This window comes from Pseudomonas sp. PMCC200344, from assembly GCF_030053095.1.
Classification (GTDB): domain Bacteria; phylum Pseudomonadota; class Gammaproteobacteria; order Pseudomonadales; family Pseudomonadaceae; genus Aquipseudomonas; species Aquipseudomonas svalbardensis.
In genome coordinates, this window is the sequence record NZ_CP125618.1 from 2,144,549 (window position 1) to 2,166,643 (window position 22,095).

Annotated in this window: 19 protein-coding genes, 1 other RNA gene and 1 pseudogene; 9 read left to right on the forward strand and 12 right to left on the reverse strand. The window is 59.9% G+C overall.

Annotated elements, in window-relative coordinates; translation table 11 throughout:
• Positions 1-56 precede the first annotated feature (56 nt).
• Positions 57-1,220, forward strand: coding sequence for a putative zinc-binding metallopeptidase (locus QFW87_RS09580; RefSeq protein WP_283183745.1), 1,164 nt, complete (start codon positions 57-59; stop codon positions 1,218-1,220).
• Positions 1,221-1,367: 147 nt separating this feature from the next.
• Positions 1,368-1,464: signal recognition particle sRNA small type (ffs, locus tag QFW87_RS09585), an RNA gene on the forward strand.
• Between the two features lie 181 nt (positions 1,465-1,645).
• On the opposite strand, the gene QFW87_RS09590 is transcribed toward ffs, so the two are convergent.
• Positions 1,646-1,960 (reverse strand): helix-turn-helix transcriptional regulator, encoded by a 315-nt coding sequence (locus tag QFW87_RS09590; RefSeq protein ID WP_283183746.1) that lies wholly within the window; start codon positions 1,958-1,960, stop codon positions 1,646-1,648.
• 283 nt (positions 1,961-2,243) lie between these two features.
• On the opposite strand from QFW87_RS09590, the gene QFW87_RS09595 reads away from it, so the two are divergent.
• Positions 2,244-3,944, forward strand: a complete 1,701-nt coding sequence (locus tag QFW87_RS09595) for a GGDEF domain-containing phosphodiesterase (protein WP_283190356.1) — start codon at positions 2,244-2,246, stop codon at positions 3,942-3,944.
• Here the strand turns inward: QFW87_RS09595 and QFW87_RS09600 are convergent.
• Positions 3,941-4,705, reverse strand: a complete 765-nt coding sequence (locus tag QFW87_RS09600; protein WP_283190357.1) for a transporter substrate-binding domain-containing protein — start codon at positions 4,703-4,705, stop codon at positions 3,941-3,943. The genes QFW87_RS09595 and QFW87_RS09600 overlap by 4 nt on opposite strands.
• A gap of 144 nt (positions 4,706-4,849) precedes the next feature.
• Between QFW87_RS09600 and dnaX the strand changes: the two genes are divergently transcribed.
• The 5 genes and pseudogenes from dnaX to QFW87_RS09625 all read left to right on the forward strand — a co-directional run bounded on the left by dnaX (position 4,850) and on the right by QFW87_RS09625 (position 10,567).
• A complete protein-coding gene (gene dnaX, locus QFW87_RS09605) occupies positions 4,850-6,934 on the forward strand; it encodes a DNA polymerase III subunit gamma/tau (protein WP_283183749.1) in 2,085 nt (694 codons plus the stop codon).
• A 67-nt stretch (positions 6,935-7,001) separates the two neighbouring features.
• Complete coding sequence (locus QFW87_RS09610; protein ID WP_008028561.1) at positions 7,002-7,340, forward strand: YbaB/EbfC family nucleoid-associated protein; 339 nt, start codon at positions 7,002-7,004, stop codon at positions 7,338-7,340.
• A gap of 176 nt (positions 7,341-7,516) precedes the next feature.
• Positions 7,517-8,552: pseudogene (locus QFW87_RS09615) on the forward strand (NADP-dependent oxidoreductase).
• 65 nt (positions 8,553-8,617) lie between these two features.
• Complete coding sequence (recR, locus tag QFW87_RS09620; RefSeq protein WP_046047871.1) at positions 8,618-9,220, forward strand: recombination mediator RecR; 603 nt, start codon at positions 8,618-8,620, stop codon at positions 9,218-9,220.
• Positions 9,221-9,418: 198 nt separating this feature from the next.
• Entirely contained in the window at positions 9,419-10,567 is a 1,149-nt protein-coding gene (locus QFW87_RS09625; protein ID WP_283190358.1) for an acyl-CoA dehydrogenase family protein, read from the forward strand.
• Positions 10,568-10,704: 137 nt separating this feature from the next.
• Here QFW87_RS09625 and QFW87_RS09630 read toward each other — a convergent pair whose 3' ends face one another.
• From QFW87_RS09630 to ccoG, 8 genes are all read right to left on the reverse strand, one after another.
• The gene (locus QFW87_RS09630; RefSeq protein ID WP_283183752.1) at positions 10,705-11,253 is read right to left on the reverse strand and encodes an adenine phosphoribosyltransferase; all 549 of its coding nucleotides are present in this window, start codon (positions 11,251-11,253) and stop codon (positions 10,705-10,707) included.
• Positions 11,254-11,332: 79 nt separating this feature from the next.
• Complete coding sequence (gene fnr, locus QFW87_RS09635; protein ID WP_046047868.1) at positions 11,333-12,067, reverse strand: fumarate/nitrate reduction transcriptional regulator Fnr; 735 nt, start codon at positions 12,065-12,067, stop codon at positions 11,333-11,335.
• A 129-nt stretch (positions 12,068-12,196) separates the two neighbouring features.
• On the reverse strand, positions 12,197-13,579 hold the full coding sequence (hemN, locus tag QFW87_RS09640; protein WP_283190896.1) for an oxygen-independent coproporphyrinogen III oxidase: 1,383 nt from the start codon (positions 13,577-13,579) through the stop codon (positions 12,197-12,199).
• 281 nt (positions 13,580-13,860) lie between these two features.
• Positions 13,861-14,544: a sulfite exporter TauE/SafE family protein gene (locus tag QFW87_RS09645; protein ID WP_283183753.1), complete on the reverse strand. Its 684-nt coding sequence runs from the start codon at positions 14,542-14,544 to the stop codon at positions 13,861-13,863.
• Positions 14,537-14,755 carry a cbb3-type cytochrome oxidase assembly protein CcoS gene (ccoS, locus tag QFW87_RS09650; RefSeq protein WP_007905420.1) on the reverse strand — a complete coding sequence of 73 codons (219 nt, stop codon included), beginning with the start codon at positions 14,753-14,755 and terminating at the stop codon, positions 14,537-14,539. The genes QFW87_RS09645 and ccoS overlap by 8 nt, the downstream gene beginning before the upstream one ends.
• A gap of 22 nt (positions 14,756-14,777) precedes the next feature.
• Complete coding sequence (locus QFW87_RS09655) at positions 14,778-17,228, reverse strand: heavy metal translocating P-type ATPase (RefSeq protein WP_283190359.1); 2,451 nt, start codon at positions 17,226-17,228, stop codon at positions 14,778-14,780.
• Between the two features lie 137 nt (positions 17,229-17,365).
• Positions 17,366-17,905, reverse strand: coding sequence for a FixH family protein (locus QFW87_RS09660; protein ID WP_283183755.1), 540 nt, complete (start codon positions 17,903-17,905; stop codon positions 17,366-17,368).
• An 11-nt stretch (positions 17,906-17,916) separates the two neighbouring features.
• Positions 17,917-19,329, reverse strand: coding sequence for a cytochrome c oxidase accessory protein CcoG (ccoG, locus tag QFW87_RS09665; protein ID WP_283190360.1), 1,413 nt, complete (start codon positions 19,327-19,329; stop codon positions 17,917-17,919).
• Between the two features lie 498 nt (positions 19,330-19,827).
• Between ccoG and QFW87_RS09670 the strand changes: the two genes are divergently transcribed.
• Positions 19,828-20,847 carry a metallophosphoesterase gene (locus QFW87_RS09670; protein WP_283183757.1) on the forward strand — a complete coding sequence of 340 codons (1,020 nt, stop codon included), beginning with the start codon at positions 19,828-19,830 and terminating at the stop codon, positions 20,845-20,847.
• Between the two features lie 79 nt (positions 20,848-20,926).
• Here QFW87_RS09670 and ccoP read toward each other — a convergent pair whose 3' ends face one another.
• Both ccoP and QFW87_RS09680 read right to left on the reverse strand, forming a co-directional pair.
• Positions 20,927-21,910 (reverse strand): cytochrome-c oxidase, cbb3-type subunit III, encoded by a 984-nt coding sequence (gene ccoP / locus QFW87_RS09675; protein WP_283190361.1) that lies wholly within the window; start codon positions 21,908-21,910, stop codon positions 20,927-20,929.
• Positions 21,907-22,092, reverse strand: coding sequence for a CcoQ/FixQ family Cbb3-type cytochrome c oxidase assembly chaperone (locus QFW87_RS09680; protein WP_003175465.1), 186 nt, complete (start codon positions 22,090-22,092; stop codon positions 21,907-21,909). The genes ccoP and QFW87_RS09680 overlap by 4 nt, the downstream gene beginning before the upstream one ends.
• Between the last annotated feature and the right edge of the window lie 3 nt (positions 22,093-22,095).

The window sequence follows — 22,095 nt, forward strand, 5'->3', positions numbered from 1 at the left end:
GAACGATCTTCGCGCGGCAATGATCTAGTCTTGGCAAGCCCCAGGGAGAGATCGCCATGTACCGCTTCTTCGAACAGCTCAGTACACGCATCGCCGCGCCCTTCATCGGCGAAAGCTCGCGCAACAGCAAGGTCTGGCAGTGTCGCTGCGGGCAGCCGCTGTTTTTTCGCAACAGCCAGTGTCTGGCGTGTTCGGCGGCGTTGGGTTATCAACCGGAGCAGAGTCGCCTATCGTCGCTGCAGCCCGGCTTGCAGGCAGATACCTGGTTGCTCGACGCCGATCCCGAAGCCGGTGTCTTGCGCCGCTGCGCCAACCTCGATTCCCCGGCCGCGTGCAATTGGTTGTTGCCCGCCAATGACCACGATGCGTTATGCATCGCCTGTAGCCTGAACCACACCATCCCCGACCTGTCGATTGCCGAAAACCACGAACGCTGGCGCAAGGTCGAAACGGCCAAGCGGCGTCTGGTCGCACAGTTGGTCAGCTTGGGTTTGCAGGTAATTCCCAAAACCGTGGACGAAGAGACGGGGCTGGCTTTCGATTTTATTGGTGTCGACCTCGAAGGCAAGCCGCCAACCACCGGTCACGCCAACGGTCTGATCACCCTCGATATCAAAGAAGCCGACGACGCCCATCGCGAGCAGCTTCGGGTGCAGATGCACGAACCTTACCGCACGCTGCTCGGGCATTTTCGGCATGAAGTCGGGCATTACTACTGGGATCGGTTGATCGCCAACAGTCATTGGCTGGAACCGTTTCGCGGCCTGTTCGGCGACGAACGCGCCAGCTATGCCGACGCCCTCGAACGGCATTACCAGCAAGGTGCGCCGCTCGACTGGCAGCAACATTACGTCAGCGCCTACGCGACCATGCATCCGTGGGAGGACTGGGCCGAAACCTGGGCTCACTACCTGCACATGATGGACGCGGTGGATACGGCGCTGGGTTTCGGAATGAGTGCCAGGGAGATGGACTTCGACTATCAGCCATTTCCCCCCAGCACCCTCTACGATCCACAGCATCCCGGTGGCGCGGCGTTCCTGTCATTCGTCAATGCATGGATCGAACTGGCGGGCATGCTCAATGAACTGTCACGCAGCATGGGCCAGCCGGATTTCTATCCATTCGTCCTGCCGCCGGCAGTAATCGCCAAGCTGCACTTCATCCACCTGGTGATCCAGCAGGAGGGCGGCCGGGCGGATGAGGTGTTGCAGGGGTAGGAGCTGCCGCAGGCTGCGATCTTTTCAGGGGTTGCGCATGTCCTTGAAGCAGCACATATTTTTTAATCCCCCCGAACGGTTGTAACTTCGTCTCAGATAGGTACAATGGCGCGGCTCGCCGTCAGGTGAGCGTCGTTATGGTGACCCCATCGGTCCCCCCGCAACGATTACCCGTGAACCTGGTCAGATCCGGAAGGAAGCAGCCACAGCGGGAACATTGTGTGCCGGGGTGTGGCTGGTGGGGTTGCCTCCATAACGCGCCGCGAGTCCTCTCTCGCGTTATCTGTCTAAAAATACATTCTTGTTGCTCTGCCACGGATCTTGTCCTGGGCGGTGTTTTTTCGTTTCCGGTTTTCAGAGCGAACACATAAAAGGAGGCCGGGCTGTCGAATGCGACAGCTCGGCCTCCTTTTTTATTTCTGGCTCTAAGGCTTGGACAAGGCCTGGTCAACCGCTGCAATCAGCTTTCCCAGATCCTTCGGGGTGGCTTTATGTATGACACCGAACAGATACGCCCGCTGTTCATCTTCATCGCCTAAATCTGCGAAAAAGGCTTTCAGCTTCACGCCCAACACATCGGCAAGCAGGAACAAAGCTTCCACGCTGGGGGTGTAGGTGCCGGTTTCGAAGCGGCTGATGGTTTTGGGGTCAAAACCGGTTTTTTCGCCGAGTTCAGCCTGAGTAAGCCCAGCGACCTTACGGTAGCGCCGAATGGCCGCACCCAAACTTGAAATTTGCATCGCTTAATTCCCATTTAGAATCAAGAACTTAACGATAGATTTTTGCATTAGACAACTGCATGATCCATCACCTTGCTTTGCAAAATGTGATGCGTTTCGTAGAATCGCCGCTCAAAATAGGTATTTTGGGCCTTTAAGGTTAGTTGATCTCTGCTGTCAGGAGGCCATCAAACACTGTTCATGGAGTGATATCGTGTTGCTGCGCATTACCTATAAAAACACCTCTTCCGGGCATCCTGCACGGGTCGAGCGGTATCACCGCTAGCCACAGCGAGCCTGACTCATGGATGAGAAATACCGCAGGGCCGTGGATGCCGCCGCGATTTTTTCCGAGACCGATTTGTGCGGCCGGATCACCCACGTCAACGATCGGTTCTGTGCCGTGTCCGGCTACAGTCGCGAAGAACTGCTCGGACAGAACCATCGTCTCCTCAACTCGGGTCTGCACTCCGCCGAATTCTTCGCGGCGATGTGGCGCACCATCGCCTTGGGCAAGGTCTGGAAAGGCGAGATTTGTAATCGCGCCAAGGACGGCAGCCTGTATTGGGTCGACAGCACCATGGTGCCGGTGCTCGATGACGCTACCGGGCGGGTTGACCGTTATCTTTCGATTCGTTTCGACATCAGCGAAAAACACCAGTTGCTGCATTCACTGCAATGGCGGGTGGGGCATGACGTGCTGACCGGGCTGCCGAATCGCGCGTTCCTCTCGGATTTGCTGGATCAGGCGCTGGAGTTCTCTCGTCACGAAAACATCCCGCTGGCGGTATGCATGCTCGATCTCGACGGCTTCAAAGCGGTCAATGATGGCTACGGGCATGCCAGTGGCGATCTGCTGTTGGTCGAGGTGGCCAAGCGTTTGCGCGCCATTGTTCGCGGCGAAGATGTGGTGGCACGGTTGGCCGGTGACGAGTTTGTGCTGGTGTTGCGATACGTGCGAGATCTGGCGGAACTGCGTGCGGCGTTGAACCGGGTGCTCGGCGCTATTTCGGCGCCGTACTCGCTGCATGGCAAGAGCGTCAATGTGTTTGCCAGTATCGGCGTTACCTTGTTCCCCGACGACAATGAAGACGCCGAAACCCTGTTGCGTCATGCCGATCAGGCCATGTACGTGGCGAAACAACGCGGTCGCAATCGCTTTCATTTGTTCGACGTGTCCCGGGATCAGGAGGTCAAGGCCACTCACCAGACGGTCGCGCGAGTGCGCCAGGCGCTGGCTGCCGGTGAGTTGCGTGTGCATTTCCAGCCCAAGGTGAACATGCGTCGTGGCGAGGTTGTCGGCTTCGAGGCGTTGTTACGTTGGGAGCATCCGCAACACGGCTTGATGCCGACCCGGGAGTTTTTGCCGCTGGTGGAAGAAACGGACCTGATCATCGATATTGGTGAGTGGGTAATGGATCAGGTCCTGTCGCAGTTGCACCATTGGCAGCAAGCGGGGCAGGGCTGGCCAGTCAGCATTAATATTGCGGCACGACATTTCCAGCGCGCGGATTTCGTCGACCGGCTCAAGCACGTGCTCGCCCGGCATAGCCAGGTGGCTCCGCACATGCTCGATCTGGAAATCGTCGAGTCGGTGGCGATCGAGAACATCCAGCATGTCAGTGCCTGTTTACAGGCCTGTCAGGCGCTGGGGGTGCAGTTTTCATTGGGGGACTTCGGCACCGGTTATTCGTCCCTGAGCTACCTCAAGCGTTTGCAAACCCAAACCATCAAGATCGACAAGTCGTTCGTGCGCGACATCGTTAATGATCGTGATGATCTGGCCCTGACCATGGCGGTCATTGGCCTGGCTCGGGCCTTTGGCCGGCAGGTGATCGCCGAAGGGCTGGAAAGTATCGAGCACGGTGAATTGCTGCTGCGCCTGGGCTGCGAAGTTGCTCAAGGCTACTTCATTGCCCGGCCGATGCCGCCCGCAGAGGTGGCGGGCTGGGTCGAGGGTTTTGTCGCACCCAAGCAATGGCAGGTGCTGGAGCAGGCAGGCTAAGGCTTGCCATTGGGCGCCTTGAGTGGCTCGCCACCAATGTAGAGCCGGATAATGTCGTCGATTTCCCCGGACATTTTCATTCGCACCAAGGTGCGCAAAATGCGCTGCACGGGCACCTTGGGATCGTTGCGAACATAACAACCGACACTCTGTTCCTGCAAAACCGCCACGCCTTGCAGTTGCCGGCCAGGCAGCAGGCGCTGATTGAACCAGTCCAGCGTCCATTGATTGCTCACGGCGTAGTGATAGCGTCCGGCCAGGAGTTTTTCCAGCACCTGTTCCTGGTTGCGCGCGTCTTCGCGATGCAGTCGGTCGGCGTCGAACAGCGGTTGCAGGGTCGGGTAGCTGTAGCCGAGTACCGTGCCGATGGATTGTCGCGACAAGTCCGCAGGCGTCACTGAGGTCAGCGGATCTGGCCGGCTGATCAGCATGTCGCGCTGAAACCAAAGTGGAATGCTCCAGATGTAATCCCCGGACTGATTCGGCTGCCAGGACTGCGCCGCATAGCAGCGGATATCGACTTCGCCGTGCTCCATGGCGTTTTGCACTCGCGTGCGAGGCAGCACGTGAAATTGGGCCGGCACGCCGACCTGGGTCGCTAGGCTGACCATCACGTCGTGCAGGATGCCTTGGGTGGGGTGGCCGCGTTCCAGTTGCACCATCGGCATCGTCCAACTGTCGGGCACCACAAAGCGCAATGGCGGCTCGGCGCCAGCGACATTCAGGCTGATCATCAGCAGTGCCCCCAAGACCCGCCGCATAAACGCTCCGGTGCTGATAAAACCCGAGCCGATAAAAGCCCCCCAAAGACCATCTTAGCCAGATTAGACGAGCGCACCGGATGCAATTTTGGCCTTGCTCCGATAGCATTAGCCGCTTCTGTTCCTTCGTTGCGACGGTTTTCGATGAGTTATCAGGTTCTTGCACGTAAATGGCGTCCGCGCTCGTTTCGCGAAATGGTCGGCCAGACCCATGTGCTCAAGGCTCTGATCAATGCCTTGGACAGCCAGCGGCTGCACCACGCCTATCTGTTTACCGGTACCCGCGGGGTCGGCAAGACCACCATCGCGCGGATCATCGCCAAATGCCTGAACTGTGAAACAGGTATCACTTCTACGCCTTGCGGCGAGTGCTCGGTGTGCCGCGAGATTGATGAAGGTCGCTTTGTCGACCTGATCGAGATCGACGCCGCGAGCCGGACCAAGGTCGAGGATACCCGCGAACTGCTCGACAACGTGCAGTACGCGCCGAGCCGCGGGCGCTTCAAGGTCTACCTGATCGACGAAGTGCACATGCTTTCCAGCCATTCCTTCAATGCGCTGTTGAAAACCCTTGAAGAGCCGCCGCCCTACGTCAAGTTCATCCTGGCGACCACCGATCCGCAGAAACTTCCTGCAACCATTCTTTCGCGGTGCCTGCAGTTCTCTCTGAAGAACATGACGCCGGAGCGGGTGGTCGAGCATTTGACCCACGTGCTGGGCGTTGAGAACGTGCCGTTCGAAGACGACGCGCTGTGGCTGCTGGGCCGTGCTGCCGACGGTTCGATGCGCGACGCCATGAGCCTGACCGACCAGGCCATCGCCTTCGGTGAAGGCAAAGTCATGGCCGCCGACGTACGGGCGATGCTCGGCACGCTCGATCACGGTCAGGTCTACGACGTTTTGCACGCGCTGATCGAAGGCGACGCCAAGGCCTTGCTCGAAGCCGTTCGTCACCTGGCCGAACAAGGCCCGGACTGGAACGGCGTGCTCTCGGAAATTCTCAACGTGCTGCACCGTGTTGCCATCGCCCAGGCCCTGCCTGAAGGCGTCGACAACGGTCATGGCGACCGTGACCGGGTGCTGGCACTGGCTCAGGCTCTGCCAGCCGAAGACGTGCAGTTTTATTATCAGATGGGCCTGATCGGTCGCCGCGACTTGCCGCTGGCGCCCGACCCGCGCGGTGGCTTCGAAATGGTCCTGCTGCGAATGCTCGCGTTCCGCCCGGCAGACACCTCGGACGCTCCGAGGCAACCGCTAAAGCCAGTGGGGATCAGCCAAGCCACAGTTGATTCCACAAATTCAGTGGCTGCCGCGCCCGTTGTTGCGCCGGTAGTCGCTGCGGCAGTTGCCCCCGTCGCACCTGCGCCGGTGGCGGCGGTGGTTGCTCCAGTGCAAGCGCCCGAGCCTGAGCCGGTTGCGCCCGTCGTCGCGCCCGAGCCTGTCGTTGAGCCAGCAGCGGTCGAAGCCGTCGTCGATCTGCCGTGGAACGACCCGATAGAGCCCGAAGTCGTTCAGCAACCCGCCGTCGAGCCGGTGCTGGAAACTGCCAGCGAACAACCCGAATTGGCGCCGATGCCGTTGCCGACCCCCGACAGCGTGGTGCCGGACGCACCGGAGTGGGCCGCTGCGCCGATTCCGGAGCCGTCGGTGGCCGAAGTCGATGCCGCGACGCCGGGCATGGACCTGGACGACGAGCCGCCGCTGGACGAGGACTACATCGAGCCGGATATGGAATCGGCCTACAGCTACCTCGATGAACTGGCCAGCGAACACACCGCCGAGCCAGCGCCGGAAGCCGAGCCTGAACCGGCCGCCATGCCGGCCACCGGTCTGGCGCTGCAATGGCTGGAGTTGTTCCCGAAACTGCCGATCTCCGGCATGACCGGCAGCATCGCCGCCAACTGCACGCTGATCGCTGTCGAGGGTGACAATTGGCTGATGCACCTGGACCCGGCCCACAGCGCGTTGTTCAACGCGACTCAGCAGCGTCGCTTGAACGATGCGTTGAACCAGTTTCACGGGCGTACGCTGACCCTGCGCATGGAGTTGATCAAGCCCGAGCAGGAAACCCCGGCCCAGGCTGCGTCCCGTCGCCGTGCGAACCGTCAGCGCGAGGCCGAAGAGTCGATCCACGGTGATCCGTTCATCCAGCAAATGATGCAGCAGTTCGGTGCGGTGGTCCGTAACGATACTATTGAACCTGTCGAGACCCTGGTCACTCAGGGCTAGTAACTGAAGGTGTTCGGCCGAAAGGGCCGGGCGCTGTATTTATCCAAGTACTTTTGAGGTGATTCCCATGATGAAAGGTGGCATGGCCGGCCTGATGAAGCAGGCACAGCAGATGCAGGAAAAAATGGCCAAGATGCAGGAAGAGCTGGCCAACGCCGAAGTCACCGGTAAAGCCGGTGGCGATATGGTCACCGTGGTGATGACCGGTCGTCACGACGTCAAGCGCGTGACCATCGATCCAAGCCTGGTCGAAGGCTTGAGCGAAGACGACAAAGAGATGCTGGAGGCCGTGTTCGCCGCCGCCGTCAACGATGCCGTGCGTAAGATCGAAGCCAACAGCCAGGACAAAATGTCCGGCATGACCGCTGGCATGCAACTGCCACCGGGTATGAAACTGCCATTCTGATTCGCCAAAGCGCGTCGGATGGGCTACAAAAAAATGCCAGGCATTGCGCCTGGCATTTTTGTTTCTGCCATACGCAGAGCGTTGGAACGATCGGGACCAGAAACATCGAACGCGAAACCGCCACAACGGTCTGCTCCCCTATACCGTCGAATTCATCGATCAAAGGAGACGCTCACATGCCAGACGCATTGACCCTCAACCAACGTATCGTCCTGGCGTCCCGCCCGGTAGGCGCACCGACGCCGGAGAATTTCCGTCTGGAGCGCGTTGCGCTGCCGGACCTCGCCGACGGTCAGGTGCTGCTCAAGACCCTTTACCTGTCACTCGATCCCTACATGCGCGGACGCATGAGCGACGCGCCGTCCTACGCCGCACCGGTTGAAATCGGCGAGGTGATGACCGGTGGCGCTGTCAGCCGGGTCGAGCGCTCGCTGAATCCGAAGTTTCAAGAAGGTGATCTGGTGGTGGGTTCTACTGGCTGGCAGAGCCACAGCATCAGCGACGGTCGCGACATCATTCCGGTGCCGTCCGGGCTGCCGAGCCCGTCAATGGCGTTGGGCGTGTTGGGCATGCCCGGAATGACCGCTTACATGGGCCTGATGGACATCGGCCAGCCCAAGGCCGGCGAAACCCTAGTGGTTGCGGCGGCATCCGGCGCCGTGGGTTCGGTGGTCGGCCAGGTGGCGAAGATCAAGGGCTTGCGCGTGGTCGGCGTGGCCGGTGGCGCGGACAAGTGCCGTTATGTGGTCGATGAGCTGGGTTTTGATGCGTGTATCGACCACAAGAGCCCGAACTTCGCCGATGAATTGGCCAAGGCGTGCTCCGAAGGGCATCGACATCTATTACGAAAACGTCGGCGGCAAGGTGTTCGATGCCGTGCTGCCACTGCTCAAGCCCAAGGCGCGAATTCCACTCTGCGGCCTGATCGCGTCCTACAACGCTCACGAAGCACCGACCGGGGCGGATCGTCTGCCGCAATTGCAGCGCACGCTACTGACCAAACGTGTGCGAATCCAGGGCTTCATCGTGTTCGACGACTACGGTGATCGTCAGCCGGAATTCGTCAGCGCCATGGCGCCGTGGGTGCGCGACGGCAAGGTGAAGTTCCGCGAAGACATGGTCGACGGCCTGGAGCAGGCACCAGAAGCGTTCATCGGTCTGCTGGAAGGACGCAACTTCGGCAAACTGGTTGTGCGGGTCGCCCAGGACTGAGTAATTGACGCTAAACAGAGGCGCGGGTATAAACCGCGTCTCGTTGTTTTGTCGGACTTTTCCCCATGAGCTTCAGCCCTTTGATTCGCCAACTGATCGACGCCCTGCGAATTTTGCCAGGTGTGGGTCAGAAAACTGCCCAACGCATGGCGTTGCAGCTGCTCGAGCGTGATCGCAGCGGCGGCTCTCGCCTGGCGCTGGCGCTGAGCCAGGCCATGGAAGGGGTGGGCCATTGCCGGTTGTGCCGCACGCTGACCGAAGACGACCTCTGCCCGCAATGCGCCGATACCCGTCGCGACGACACCTTGCTCTGCGTGGTGGAAGGGCCGATGGACGTTTACGCGGTGGAGCAGACCGGTTTTCGTGGTCGCTACTTTGTGCTCAAGGGCCATCTGTCGCCACTCGACGGACTTGGGCCGGAAGCTATCGGTATTCCGCAACTGCTGGCGCGGATCGAAGAGGCGGGCACGTTCACTGAAGTCATTCTGGCGACAAACCCGACCGTGGAAGGCGAGGCGACAGCGCATTACATTGCCCAATTGCTCAGCAACAAAGGCCTGATCGCCTCGCGCATCGCTCATGGTGTGCCGTTGGGTGGCGAGCTGGAATTGGTGGATGGCGGGACGTTGGCGCATTCGTTTGCCGGGCGTAAGCCGATCGTTTTGTAGCGTTTGAATTGGCGCCTTCGCGAGCAGGTCGAATCGTCGCACCGTCGCTCCCACATTGGATTTGTGGTGTTCACAAAACCCCTGTGGGAGCGAGCCTGCTCGCGAAGGACGCGCCTGGGTTTATCTGATTCACACAATCCTGTTGAAAACCAAGCAAGCGCTCGGCTAACTTCGCTGAACCTTCAGTGGAGTTCGCCGATGCCTGCCTTTCAGGAATACTTCGACCCCAGCCACCAATTGGTTCGCGACAGCGTCAGACGTTTCGTCGAGCGCGAAATCTTGCCGGACATCGACCAGTGGGAAGAAGCCGAAAGCTTTCCCCGCGAGCTCTACCTCAAGGCCGGCGCGGCGGGGATTCTGGGGATCGGTTATCCCGAAGCCCTGGGCGGCAGCCACGAAGGTGATCTGTTCGCCAAGGTCGCCGCCAGCGAAGAGCTGATGCGCTGTGGCTCCGGCGGTGTGGTGGCGGGGCTCGGCTCTCTGGACATCGGCCTGCCGCCGATCCTCAAGTGGGCCAGGCCTGAAGTCCGCGATCGCGTTGTGCCGCAGGTGCTTGCCGGCGACAAGATCAGTGCCCTGGCGGTTACCGAACCCAGCGGTGGCTCTGACGTTGCCAACCTGCAAACCCGCGCCGTGTGTGACGGCGACTTTTACCGGGTCAGCGGCAGCAAAACCTTTATCACCAGTGGCGTCCGCGCGGATTTCTACACCGTCGCGGTGCGCACCGGTGCGCCGGGGTTCGGTGGCATCAGCCTGCTGTTGATCGAGAAGGGCACGCCTGGTTTTACCGTCGGCCGTCAGTTGAAGAAAATGGGCTGGTGGGCGTCGGACACCGCCGAGCTGTTCTTCGACGATTGCCGGGTGCCGGTAGGCAATCTGATTGGTGCCGAAAACATGGGCTTCGCCTGCATCATGGGCAACTTCCAGAGCGAACGCCTGGCGCTGGCGCTAATGGCCAACATGACCGCGCAACTGGCGCTGGAAGAAAGCCTGAAATGGGCTCACCAGCGTGAAGCATTCGGTAAGCCCATCGGCAAGTTTCAGGTGCTCAAGCATCGCCTTGCCGAAATGGCCACGGCGCTGGAGGTGTCACGGGAATTCACCTACCGCCAGGCGGCGAAAATGGCGGCGGGGCAGAGTGTGGTCAAGGAGATTTCGATGGCCAAGAATTTTGCGACTGACACGGCTGACCGGATTACTACGGATGCGGTGCAGATTTTGGGTGGCCTCGGTTACATGCGCGAGAGCCTGGTGGAGCGGCTGTACCGCGATAACCGGATTTTGTCGATCGGTGGGGGGACGCGGGAAGTGATGAACGAGATCATCAGCAAGCAGATGGGGCTCTAATCTGCGGTGTGGCGGCTGACGCCATCGTCGGAACGCCGCCCGGAGCAGGGGATTTTCTGTGTACCCAAGTTTTGTGCACGACAGAGATTAACTGTGGGAGCGAGCCTGCTCGCGATAGCGTCGGTGCAGACGCCGCGTTACTTATCAGACAACGCAAACTGCGTCAGGCAAAACGTTGGAATCCCCATATCTTCCAGCCGCTGCGACCCGCCCAACTCCGGCAAATCAATGATCGCCGCCGCTTCATGAACCCGTGCGCCCATGCGCCGAACCAGGTTCGCCGCCGCAATCAGCGTCCCGCCCGTGGCGATCAGGTCATCGAACATCACCACCGAATCGCCCTCGCACAGGCTGTCGGCGTGGACTTCGAGGAAGGCTTCGCCGTATTCGGTCGCATAACCCTCGGCCAGCACGTCGGCCGGCAGCTTGCCTTGCTTGCGGAACAGCACCAGCGGCTTGTTCAGCTGATAGGCCAGGACCGAACCGATCAGAAAGCCGCGAGCGTCCATCGCACCGATGTGAGTGAAGTCAGCCTCGACATAACGGTGGGCGAAGCTGTCCATCACCAGGCGCAGGGCCTTGGGCGACTGGAACAGCGGGGTAATGTCGCGAAAGATCACGCCCGGCTTGGGAAAGTCGATCACAGGGCGGATGAGGGATTTGATGTCGAAGGAGTCGAAGACCATCGTCGAAGTGTCCTGGCAGGCTGCAAACGACGCAGTATAACGGCGGCTGAACCGTTTCGCTCAGCCGCCATCGCCGAAATCAGCCGTCTAGCGAGCCGCCGGCCAGGGCGCAGAGCTGGATCGGGTCGAGGATATGGATTTCCTTGCCTTCGGCGGCGATCAGTTCGTTTTGCTGGAAGCGCGTGAACACCCGGGACACGGTTTCCACCGCCAGGCCCAGGTAATTGCCGATTTCGTTGCGCGACATGCTCAGGCGGAACTGGTTGGCCGAGAAGCCCCGGGCGCGGAAACGGGCCGACAGGTTGACCAGGAACGTGGCGATGCGCTCGTCGGCGGTTTTCTTCGACAGCAGCAACATCATTTGCTGATCGTCGCGAATCTCGCGACTCATCACGCGCATCAACTGACGGCGCAGTTGCGGCAGTTGCAGCGCCAGTTCGTCGAGGCGTTCGAAAGGGATTTCACACACCGATGTGGTTTCCATGGCTTGCGCCGAGACCGGGTGTTTTTCGGTGTCCATGCCCGACAGGCCGACCAGTTCGCTCGGCAGGTGGAAACCGGTGAGTTGTTCTTCGCCGCCATCGCTCAGGCTGAAGGTCTTCAGGGCGCCAGAGCGTACTGCATAAACGGAATCGAAGGTGTCGCCCTGGCGGAACAGGAATTCGCCCTTTTTCAGCGGGCGGCCACGTTTAACGATTTCGTCCAGCGCATCCATGTCTTCCAGATTCAAAGAAAGTGGCAAGCAGAGGGGGGCCAGGCTGCAATCCTTGCAATGGGCCTGACTATGAGCGCGCAGCTTTACTGGCTCGGACATTTCTTCAATCCTTGTGGGAAAACACACATAAGCCGTAAGGGTAACCCACGGAAGGACATTCAGGCACGCGGCGATTTTGTCGCAGGGTCGTAAAGTCAGCGTTTCACAGACCGGCCAGTGAGGTGATGGCTAGATCACACGCGAAAACCGCTGGCGATTTTGCTGTTCCAGGTATGCGTCGAACACCATGCACACCGAACGCACCAGCAATCGTCCGGCGGGCAGTACGGTGATCCGTTCGTTATCAAGTTCGATCAGGCCGTCTTCGCCCATTCCCTGCAACTGTGGCCAGAGTTCGCCGAAGTAACCCTGAAAGTCGATGTTGAAGGCCTGTTCGATCTCGGCGAATTCCAGGCTGAAATTACAGATCAGTTGTTGGATGACCGCACGTCGCAGGCGGTCATCGGCGTTGCACAGCAGACCACGGTTGGTGGCCAGCTGCGCGCTGGCCAGCGTGTTCTGGTACTGATTGAGGTCGCTGCTGTTCTGGCAATATAAGTCGCCGATCTGGCTGATGGCCGACACGCCCAGGCCAATCAGGTCGCAATGACCGTGGGTGGTGTAGCCCTGGAAGTTGCGTTGCAGGGTCGATTCTTCCTGAGCAATCGCCAGTTCATCGTCGGGCAGCGCGAAGTGGTCCATGCCGATGTAGCGGTAACCGGCCTGGGTCAGCTGTTCGATGGTGCCCTGGAGCATTTCCAGTTTTTGCGCCGGTGTCGGTAGCTCGTCGCTGTTGATTCGCCGTTGCGGCATGAAGCGTTCCGGCAGGTGCGCGTAGTTGAACACCGAGAGGCGGTCCGGTTGCAGGTTGATCACTTCATCGACGGTACGGGCGAAATTCTCGGGTGTCTGCCTCGGCAAGCCGTAGATCAGGTCAATGTTGATCGAGCGAAACTGCAGCGTGCGGGCAGCGTCGATCACCGCGCGGGTTTCTTCCAGGCTTTGCAGGCGATTGACTGCCCGTTGCACTGCCGGATCGAGGTCTTGCAGGCCGATACTGACCCGATTGAAGCCTAGTTCACGGAGCAGGCCCATGGTCGACCAGTCGGCTTCGCGAGGGTCGATTTCGATGCCGTAGTCGCCGGAATTGTCGTCCAGCAAGTTGAAGCTTTTGCGCAACTGGGCCATCAACTGGCGCAGTTCATCGTGACTGAGAAAGGTCGGGGTGCCGCCGCCGAAATGCAGTTGCTCGACTTTTTGCGCGGGGTCGAGGTGGCAGGCAATCAGCTGGATTTCCTGCTCAAGTCGCTGCAAATAGGGCTGGGCCCGGCCGCGGTCCTTGGTGATGACTTTATTGCAGGCGCAGTAGTAGCAAATGTTCGCGCAGAACGGCACGTGCACATACAGCGATAACGGTCGCAGGGCTTTACGGCTGTCGCGCAGGGCGTGGAACAGGTCAAACGTGCCGACCTGACCGTCGAATTGCACCGCGGTCGGGTAGGAGGTGTAGCGCGGTCCCGCCAGGTCGTAACGGCGGATCAGATCGGTGTCCCAACGAATGGCGTCGAGCATCATGCGGGCATTCCCCCGGATAGGCTGGCAGTGTCAGCGAGTCTAGGGGGCGTCGCGGTGGGGCATCTTGATTTGCATCAACGGTGTCATTGCCAAACATCACCCTGTAGCAGCTGCCGAGCCTGCGAGGCTGCGTTCGGTGCGGGCCGCGTTCGGACGCAGCCGTCGTGAAATCAGACTGTGCGGTGCTCAGGTGAGTTTGGTACTCAGGGTTTACGACGGCTGCGCCGCCGGACGCAGCCTCGCAGGCTCGGCAGCTGCTACAAGGGCGCGCCGCCGATCTAATGCCCCATGAGCCAATGCTGATGTGGCCCCGGCAAGGTCCATATGCCGAACAGGATCACCAGTAATCCCCCCGTCATCCGCACGCTACGTTTGCGCAACAACGCCGTGACCCGCTCAGCCGCCAAGCCCGTGGCGAGCAACACCGGCCAGGTGCCCAACCCGAACGCAAGCATCAAAAGCGCACTGTCCAGCGCATTGCCCTGACTCGCCGACCACAGCAACGTGCTGTAAACCAACCCGCACGGCAGCCAGCCCCAAAGCGCGCCCAGCAGCAACGCACGGGGTACGCTCGACACCGGCAGCAGTTTATTGGCAACCGGCTGGATATGCCGCCACAGGCCGCGGCCGAGGCTTTCGATGCGGGTCAGGCCGCTCCACCAACCGGCGAGGTACAGGCCCATGGCGACCAACAGCAATCCGGCGATGATGCGCATGAACATCGCTGCCGGGCTGTTGGCCACCGCCCAACCGGCCAGGCCGATCAGCAGGCCGGCCGTTGCATAGCTGAGAATTCGCCCCAGGTTGTAGGCCAGCAGCAGTCGAAAGCGTCGGCTGCGTTGTTCCTTGGGAATCGCCAGGGTCAACGCGCCCATCAAGCCGCCGCACATGCCCAGGCAATGCCCGCCCCCTAGCAGACCGAGAATCACCGCAGACACCAGCAGCGGCGCCAACTCAAGCATGGGGTGGCGCCTTGTCGTCCGGTTTGGCCGGATGGCCGCTGGCTTCGTCGACCGCAGCCTTGTGGTTCGGGTCCTGGTCGTCAAACAGAATGCTGTGGGCCGGACCGTCGAGGTCGTCGTACTGACCGCTGTCGACTGCCCAGAAGAAGATGTAAATAGCGATGGCCACGATCAGCAGCGCGGCCGGGATCATCACGTAGAGAGCTGGCATCTTGACTCCATGCCCGCGCGGCTCAGGCCGGCAGCGGACGGGTTTCTGGCGTGGCGCTGATCGCAGGCGTGTTTGGCATGCGAGTCAGGCGCAGAGCGTTCAGCACCACGGTCAACGAACTGATGGACATGCCGACCGCGGCCCATACCGGAGTGATCCAGCCGAGGGCGGCGAACGGCAACATGAGGCCATTGTACAGCCCGGCCCACAGCAGGTTCTCGATGATTACCCGGCGGGTGCGTCGAGCCAGGCTAAAGGCTTGGACCAATGCATCGAGGCGGTTCGACAGCAGTACCGCGTCGGCACTGGTTTTCGCCAGGTCGGTGGCCGAACCCATGGCCACGCTGATGTCGGCGGCGGCCAGCACTGGCACGTCGTTGACCCCGTCACCGAGCATCAACACCTTGCGGCCTTCCTTGTGCAGCTGTTGCAAGACCTGCAATTTATCGTCCGGACGCAAGCCGCCACGGGCTTCATCGATGCCCAGTTCCGCGGCGACACTGGCGACCATCGGCGAGCTGTCGCCGGACAGCAGCAGCGTGCGCCAGCCGCGAGCCTTGCAGGCCGCGAGCAGGGCAGGTGCATCGGCACGCAGGCGGTCGTCGAGAACAAACCATGCCAACGGCCCCCGGCTGTCGCCGAGCAACAGCCATTGGCCGGCTTCATCCGGCATCGATGGCACGGCAGCGCCACTGAGTTCACAGACAAATCCCGGTTGGCCGATGCGCAAGCGTTGCTCACCGACCAAGCCTTCGAGGCCAAGTCCGGGCGTGCTGTGGACTTCTTCGGCGGCCAGCGGCGCCCGGCCAAACGCGCGGGCGATTGGATGTTCAGAGCGGTTTTCCAAGGCGGCGGCCAGGCTCAGGCATTGATCGCTGTTGAGTTCGCCGAGCGGGCGAATCGATCGCAAGGCCAGGCGACCTTCCGTCAGCGTGCCGGTCTTGTCGAAAATCACCGTGTCGATCTGGTTCAGACCTTCCAGCACATGGCCGCGAGTCAGCAGCAAGCCGAGTTTGTGCAGTGTGCCAGTGGCGGCGGTGAGGGCGGTCGGCGTGGCGAGGGACAGGGCGCACGGGCAGGTTGCAACGAGCATCGCCAAAACAATCCAGAAGGCCCGCGACGAATCCAGTTCCCACCAGATCAGGCCGATGACGGCAGCGGCAATCAGCGACAGCAGCAGGAACCACTGCGCGGCGCGGTCGGCAATTTCCGCCAGTCGCGGCTTCTCGGCCTGAGCACGGTCCAGCAGGCGGACGATGGCGGACAGTCGGGTGTCCTGGCCGAGGGCCAGGACTTCCACGGTCAACGCACCTTCGACGTTCAGGGTGCCAGCGGTGACGGCATCGCCCGGCGTGCGCGGTTGCGGCAGGTATTCGCCGGTGAGCAGGGATTCGTCGATGCTCGACTGGCCTTCGAGGATCTTGCCGTCAGCCGGGAGGATCGCGCCGGGATGCACCAGCACCTGATCACCCACACGCAGTTCGCTGAGCAGGATCCGCTCGCTCTGGCCGTCGGCACTCAGGCGCAGACACGAGGCGGGCAATAGATTGACCAGTTGTGCTGTGGCGGCGGCGGTGCGTTCGCGGGCGCGACGTTCGAGATAACGGCCGGCCAGCAGGAACAGCGCGAACATGCCGACCGCATCGAAATACAGCTCACCGACGCCGGTGATCGAGGTCCAGATCCCGGCGATGTAGGCACTGCCAATCGCCAGCGACACCGAGACGTCCATGGTCAGGTGGCGGGTGCGCAAGTCGCGCATCGCGCCTTTGAAGAATGGCGCGCAGCTGTAGAACACGATCGGGGTGGTGAGAAATAGCGCGACCCAACGCAGGATGGTGTGCAGCTCGGGGCTGAGGTCGATGTTGAATTCCGGCCAGGTGGCCATGGTCGCCATCATCGCCTGGAACCACAGCAGCCCGGCCACGCCGAGTTGACGCAGGGCCAGGCGGTTTTCGCTGGCCAGTTGTTCACTGGCGCGATCGGCCTGGTAGGGGTGCGCGGCGTAACCGATGTGGCGCAATTCGCTGAGTATCTGGCTCAGAGGCAGTTGCGCATCGGCCCAGCGCACGTGCAGGCGATGGTTGGACAGGTTCAGGCGCGCTTCGGCCACCGCCGGCAAGCCACGCAGGTGTTTCTCGATCAGCCAGCCGCAGGCGGCGCAACTGATGCCTTCCATCAACAGGGTGGTTTCGGCGAGTTCACCTTCGTGGCGGACGAAGGGCGCTTGCACGTCGGCGCGGTCGTACAGCGCCAGCTCATCCACCAACTGCACCGGCAAGGCTTCGGGGTTGGCCGATGACTCGCTGCGATGCTGGTAATAGGTTTCCAGTCCACCGGCCACAATGGCTTCGGCCACAGCCTGACAACCCGGGCAGCAGAACTCGCGGGTTTCACCGAGGACGGCAGCGGTGAAGCGGCTGCCGGCCGGGACGGGCAGGGCGCAGTGGTAACAGGGGAGCGGAGTGGTCATGAGGTGAAGTCTATATCGTCCGGAAGGGCCTCATCGTCGGATCGCCGCCCGGAGCAAGCTCGCTCCCACATTGGATTTGTGGCGTTCACAAAACCCTGTGGGAGCGAGCTTGCTCGCGATGCGCGAAGCGCAGGCTTTTACTTCTTCAGGTCTTCGGCGCCCTGCAGCGGTTCATCACCCAGCAGCAGATCCTTGTCATGGCTGACCTGTTCTTCTTCGAACATGCGCCAGGTCTTGTCGTCCTGTACGCCCAGCAGTTCTACAAAGCGGCGACCGTCGACCTTGTCGTTCAACTGGCCAATGTAGCGGCCCTGTTCGGTTTCGCTGCGCGCCAGGGTGATCTTGCGATCCTTCTCCGGCTGGGTCGGCGAGATCAGGTTCAGCTCCAGGGTTTTGGGTTGGCTGTTGCCGCTCAGGCGCAGGTCGACTTCACCGGTCACATCGTCCAGATGAACACTGGCGCGCAGCAGCAGGGTCTGCGCCAGCAGCTCACGGTCGAGGGAACGGTTGATGCCTTTGCCGGCCTCGTAATAGTTGTCGTTGACCAGGTTGTCCGGGTTTTTCACCGCGATCGTCACCATGGACAAGGTCAGGGTCACGGAACACGCCAGGATGGCGATGATGATCCACGGCCAAAGGTGCTTGTACCAGGGACTTGCGGCAGTTGCTGTGGGCATGATCACTTCTCTCAACGAACTTGTGGGCCGATGAACCGGCTCTTGGCTTCAATGTGGACGCTGTCGTCATCGGCATCTTTGAGGATGAATTTCACCTCGTTGGTGCTCGATGGCAGTTTCTCCGGTGCGCTGGACAGTTCGACCGGCTGACTGAAAATCTCCCCGGCGGCGACCTTGATCTCGCGCTTGCCTTGCAGCTTGAGGTCCGGCAGGCCAACGGCTTCGAGCACGTAGGTGTGGTCGCGCTGATCCTTGTTCATGATCTTCAGGCTGTAGACGTTTTCGATCCGGCCTTCGGCGTTCTCGCGGTACAGTACGCGGTCCTTGCTGACGTCGAAACCGACCAGCGAACGCATGAAGAATGCGGTCATCAGCAAAGCGATCATCGCCAGCAGGACCGTGGCATAGCCAATCAGGCGCGGGCGCAGTTTATTGGTTTTTTGCCCGGACAGGTTGTGCTCGGTGGTGTAGCTGATCAGGCCGCGAGGGTAATCCATCTTGTCCATGATGCTGTCGCAGGCATCGATGCAGGCCGCACAGCCGATGCATTCGACTTGCAGGCCGTCGCGGATGTCGATACCGGTCGGGCAAACCTGGACGCACATGGTGCAGTCGATGCAGTCGCCCAGGCCCATGGCCTTGTAGTCGACGCCTTTCTTGCGCGGGCCGCGGCTTTCACCACGACGCGGGTCGTAGGAAACGATCAGGGTGTCTTTGTCGAACATCACGCTCTGGAAGCGCGCGTACGGGCACATGTAAATGCACACTTGCTCGCGCAACCAGCCGGCATTGCCGTAGGTGGCGAGGGTGAAGAAGCCGACCCAGAAATACGACCAGCCGTCGGCTTCGCCGGTGAAGAAGTCGATGGTCAGCTCGCGAATGGGCGAGAAGTAACCCACAAAGGTCATGCCGGTCACAAAGCCGATCAACAACCACATCGAGTGTTTGCTGAGTTTGCGCAGGAATTTGTTGGCGCTCATGGGCGCTTTGTCCAGCTTGATGCGCTGGTTGCGGTCGCCTTCGGTGACCTTCTCGCACCACATGAAAATCCAGGTCCAGACACTCTGTGGGCAGGTATAGCCGCACCAGATCCGCCCGGCGTACACGGTAATGAAGAACAGGCCGAAGGCACTGACGATCAGGATCCCCGAGAGCAGGATGAAGTCCTGAGGCCAGAAGGTTGCGCCAAAGATGAAGAATTTGCGTTCCGGCAGGTTCCACCAGACGGCCTGATGGCCACCCCAACTCAGCCAGACCGTACCGAAATACAGCAGAAACAACCCGGCACCGCCCATCATCCGCAGGTTGCGGAACAGGCCGGTGAAGGCGCGGGTGTAGATTTTTTCTCGAGAGGCGTAGAGGTCGACGCTGTTGTTCGCGTTCTTGGCAGGGGTGACGTCGTGTACCGGAATCTGGTTGCTCATCATTGCATCCCACGGCAGTGGAAAAATGCCTCGGTCAGTACATGCCGACCGCGGTCAAAAAGAGGTGTTGCAGTGGCGCAATGATACGCCTGTCGCTCTAGGTCAAGGGTGCGACCTTTGGTCGCGTTGGGGAAAAATCGTGGATGGTGTAGCAAATGTAACAAGTCGTGATGCAGATCAATTGACTTGTTCAGTATGGACGGCTTTTTCGCGTCCTGCCTTCCACACACTATCCGCCTGTCGCGGCGAGCCTGAGGGCAGCCTCGCGATTCAATGACTGTTATGAGTTTGTTGTTTTAATCTTCGTATTGTTATTGTTGGAGTGCTTATATAAGGGGCTTGTGGGTGGTTTTGTAGGTGCGTTAATTGTTGGTTGGAAATATAGATAATTAATTGTCGGGTGTTGGATGTTTGTGTGTGTTCGAGGTCTGTTATATGTTCGTGTTCAGGCAAGTTGCCTGTCGCTCTATTATTAATGTTAGATGGAAATGGAATTCTATGAACTTATCAAAATCTGGCAGTTTGCTGGCGTGTCTGGCCTTTGCTGTCATGACGCCTTTTGCGCATTCGGCACCCACAACTGTATCTCCGATGGATATGGTGTTTACCTCCGATCCGCAATACCCGTGGACTGAGAAAACCGATGCCGGTGAAACCCAGACCGACTCGTATCGGGATTCGCGCTCTAAGTGGCTGATCGAAACCCAATATGATGATATTGCCAATTTCAGGCAGAACTTCGGCGGCGCCGCGCGGGTGCCGGTGATGATCAACGGCGATATCACTGCCTTTGGCCATGGCTGGCAGCGCTCGGTGGTCAAGCCGATTCTGGACAGTAAACTGCTCGGCCTGTATGACTATGGTCTGGGTAATCACGACTATGAGAATAATGTCGATGATTGCCTTTTTAATAATTGTGCCGCAGGGAGCGTTGAGGACTTTCTGGCACGCTATACCGGTAAGAATGGCAGGGCCGACAGCATTGATGTTCAACTTACGGAGGAGGGTACCGTAAAGAAAAGAGTGTCTGGCAGTCTGGCTTACTCCAAGAATTTTGGAGATGTTCATATGGTGCAGCTAAATAATGAGCCTACTTACTCGGTCAGCTTCACCGCTTATGACTGGCTTGTGCCGAAGAGCTATCACCTGACGGACGCACTTGACTGGTTGGAAAAGGATCTGAAGGCTGCTCGGGAAAGAGGCCAGATCATTATTTTGAATATGCATAAACCCAAGTGGGATGGCAGTGACCAGCAATTGAGTCGCTTCAGTAAGATGATCAAAGATTACAAGGTGACTGCGGTGTTTGCCGGGCACTACCACTGGTTTAGTGGCCAATACTACAGCGCATCCAGCGAGTTTGGTGACGTGCCATTGTTCCTGAGTGGGGCCGCTTCCCAGCAAACGTATCTGATTGCGAGCTTCTCCAAGGAAAGGGACAAGTTGATGATCTACCGCGTGACGGGCAATAACTGGCCGAGTCGCAAGCTTGAGTCGACCATTGCGGTTCAGCGCTAAGTCGCACAGATCCTGAAACCAAAACGGCCCCGCCAATTCTCACTGGCGGGGCCGTTTTTTGTGGCATCAAGCGTTTGCCTTACTGGGCGTCCGCCACTGGCGCTTTCTCACCGTGAGAAAGGCTGTAGACGTAAGCGGCCAGCAGGTGAACCTTGTCGTTGCCTTGCAGCTGTTCTTGCGCAGGCATCTGGCCCTGACGGCCGTAACGGATGGTCTGCTGCAGTTGAGCGAAGCTCGAACCGTAGATGAACGCGCCCGGGTGGGTCAGGTCAGGTGCGCCCATTGCTGGTGTACCTTTGCCTGCCGGACCATGGCACGCCACGCAGTTGGCAGCGAACAGCTTCTGGCCGGCTACCGGGTCAGCCTTGGTGCCTTCCGGCAGTTTGCGGCCATCGAGGTTGGTCAGTACGAACGCGGCAACGTTCGCAACGCCTTGCTCGCCGATCACTTCAGCCCAGGCCGGCATCACAGCGTGACGACCGCCCATGATGGTGGTTTTGATGGTTTCCGCTTCGCCGCCCCAGCGCCAGTCGGCATCGGTCAGGTTAGGGAAGCCATAAGCGCCCTTGGCATCGGAGCCGTGGCAGACCGAGCAGTTGGAGGCGAACAGGCGGCCACCCATCTTCAGGGCTTGTGGGTCCTTGGCGACTTCTTCGATTGGCATGGAAGCGAACTTGGCGAAGATCGGGCCGAACTTGGCGTCCGACTTGGCCATTTCCTTTTCCCACTCGTGAACGCCGGTCCAGCCGCTCTGGCCGTTGGCGAACGCGGTCTGCTTGTCGTTATCGAGGTAGTTGTAACCCGGCAGCAGGCCTTTCCAGTTACCCAGGCCCGGGTACAGAACCAGGTAGCCCAGGGCGAAGATGATGGTGCCCACGAACAGCATGAACCACCATTTCGGCAGTGGGTTGTCGTACTCCTCGATCCCGTCGAAGGAGTGGCCAACCGTTTCTTCGGTGGCTTCGCTGCGCTGGCCCTTGCGGGTGGACAGCAGCAGCCAGGTCAGGGCGAAGATCGTGCCGAGACTGAGGACTGTGACGTACAGACTCCAGAACGTAGTCATTCTTTGTTACTCCTAGAAGCTTGCTCGACGTGCTTGATGGCTTCGGGATCATCCGCGAAAGGCAGCAAGGTCGCGTCTTCAAACTCCGACTTGCGCTTGGGGCTGAATACCCACAACGCCAGACCGATGAAGGCCACCATCACAACAACGGTGCCTAGGCCACGAATCATCCCGATATCCATCTA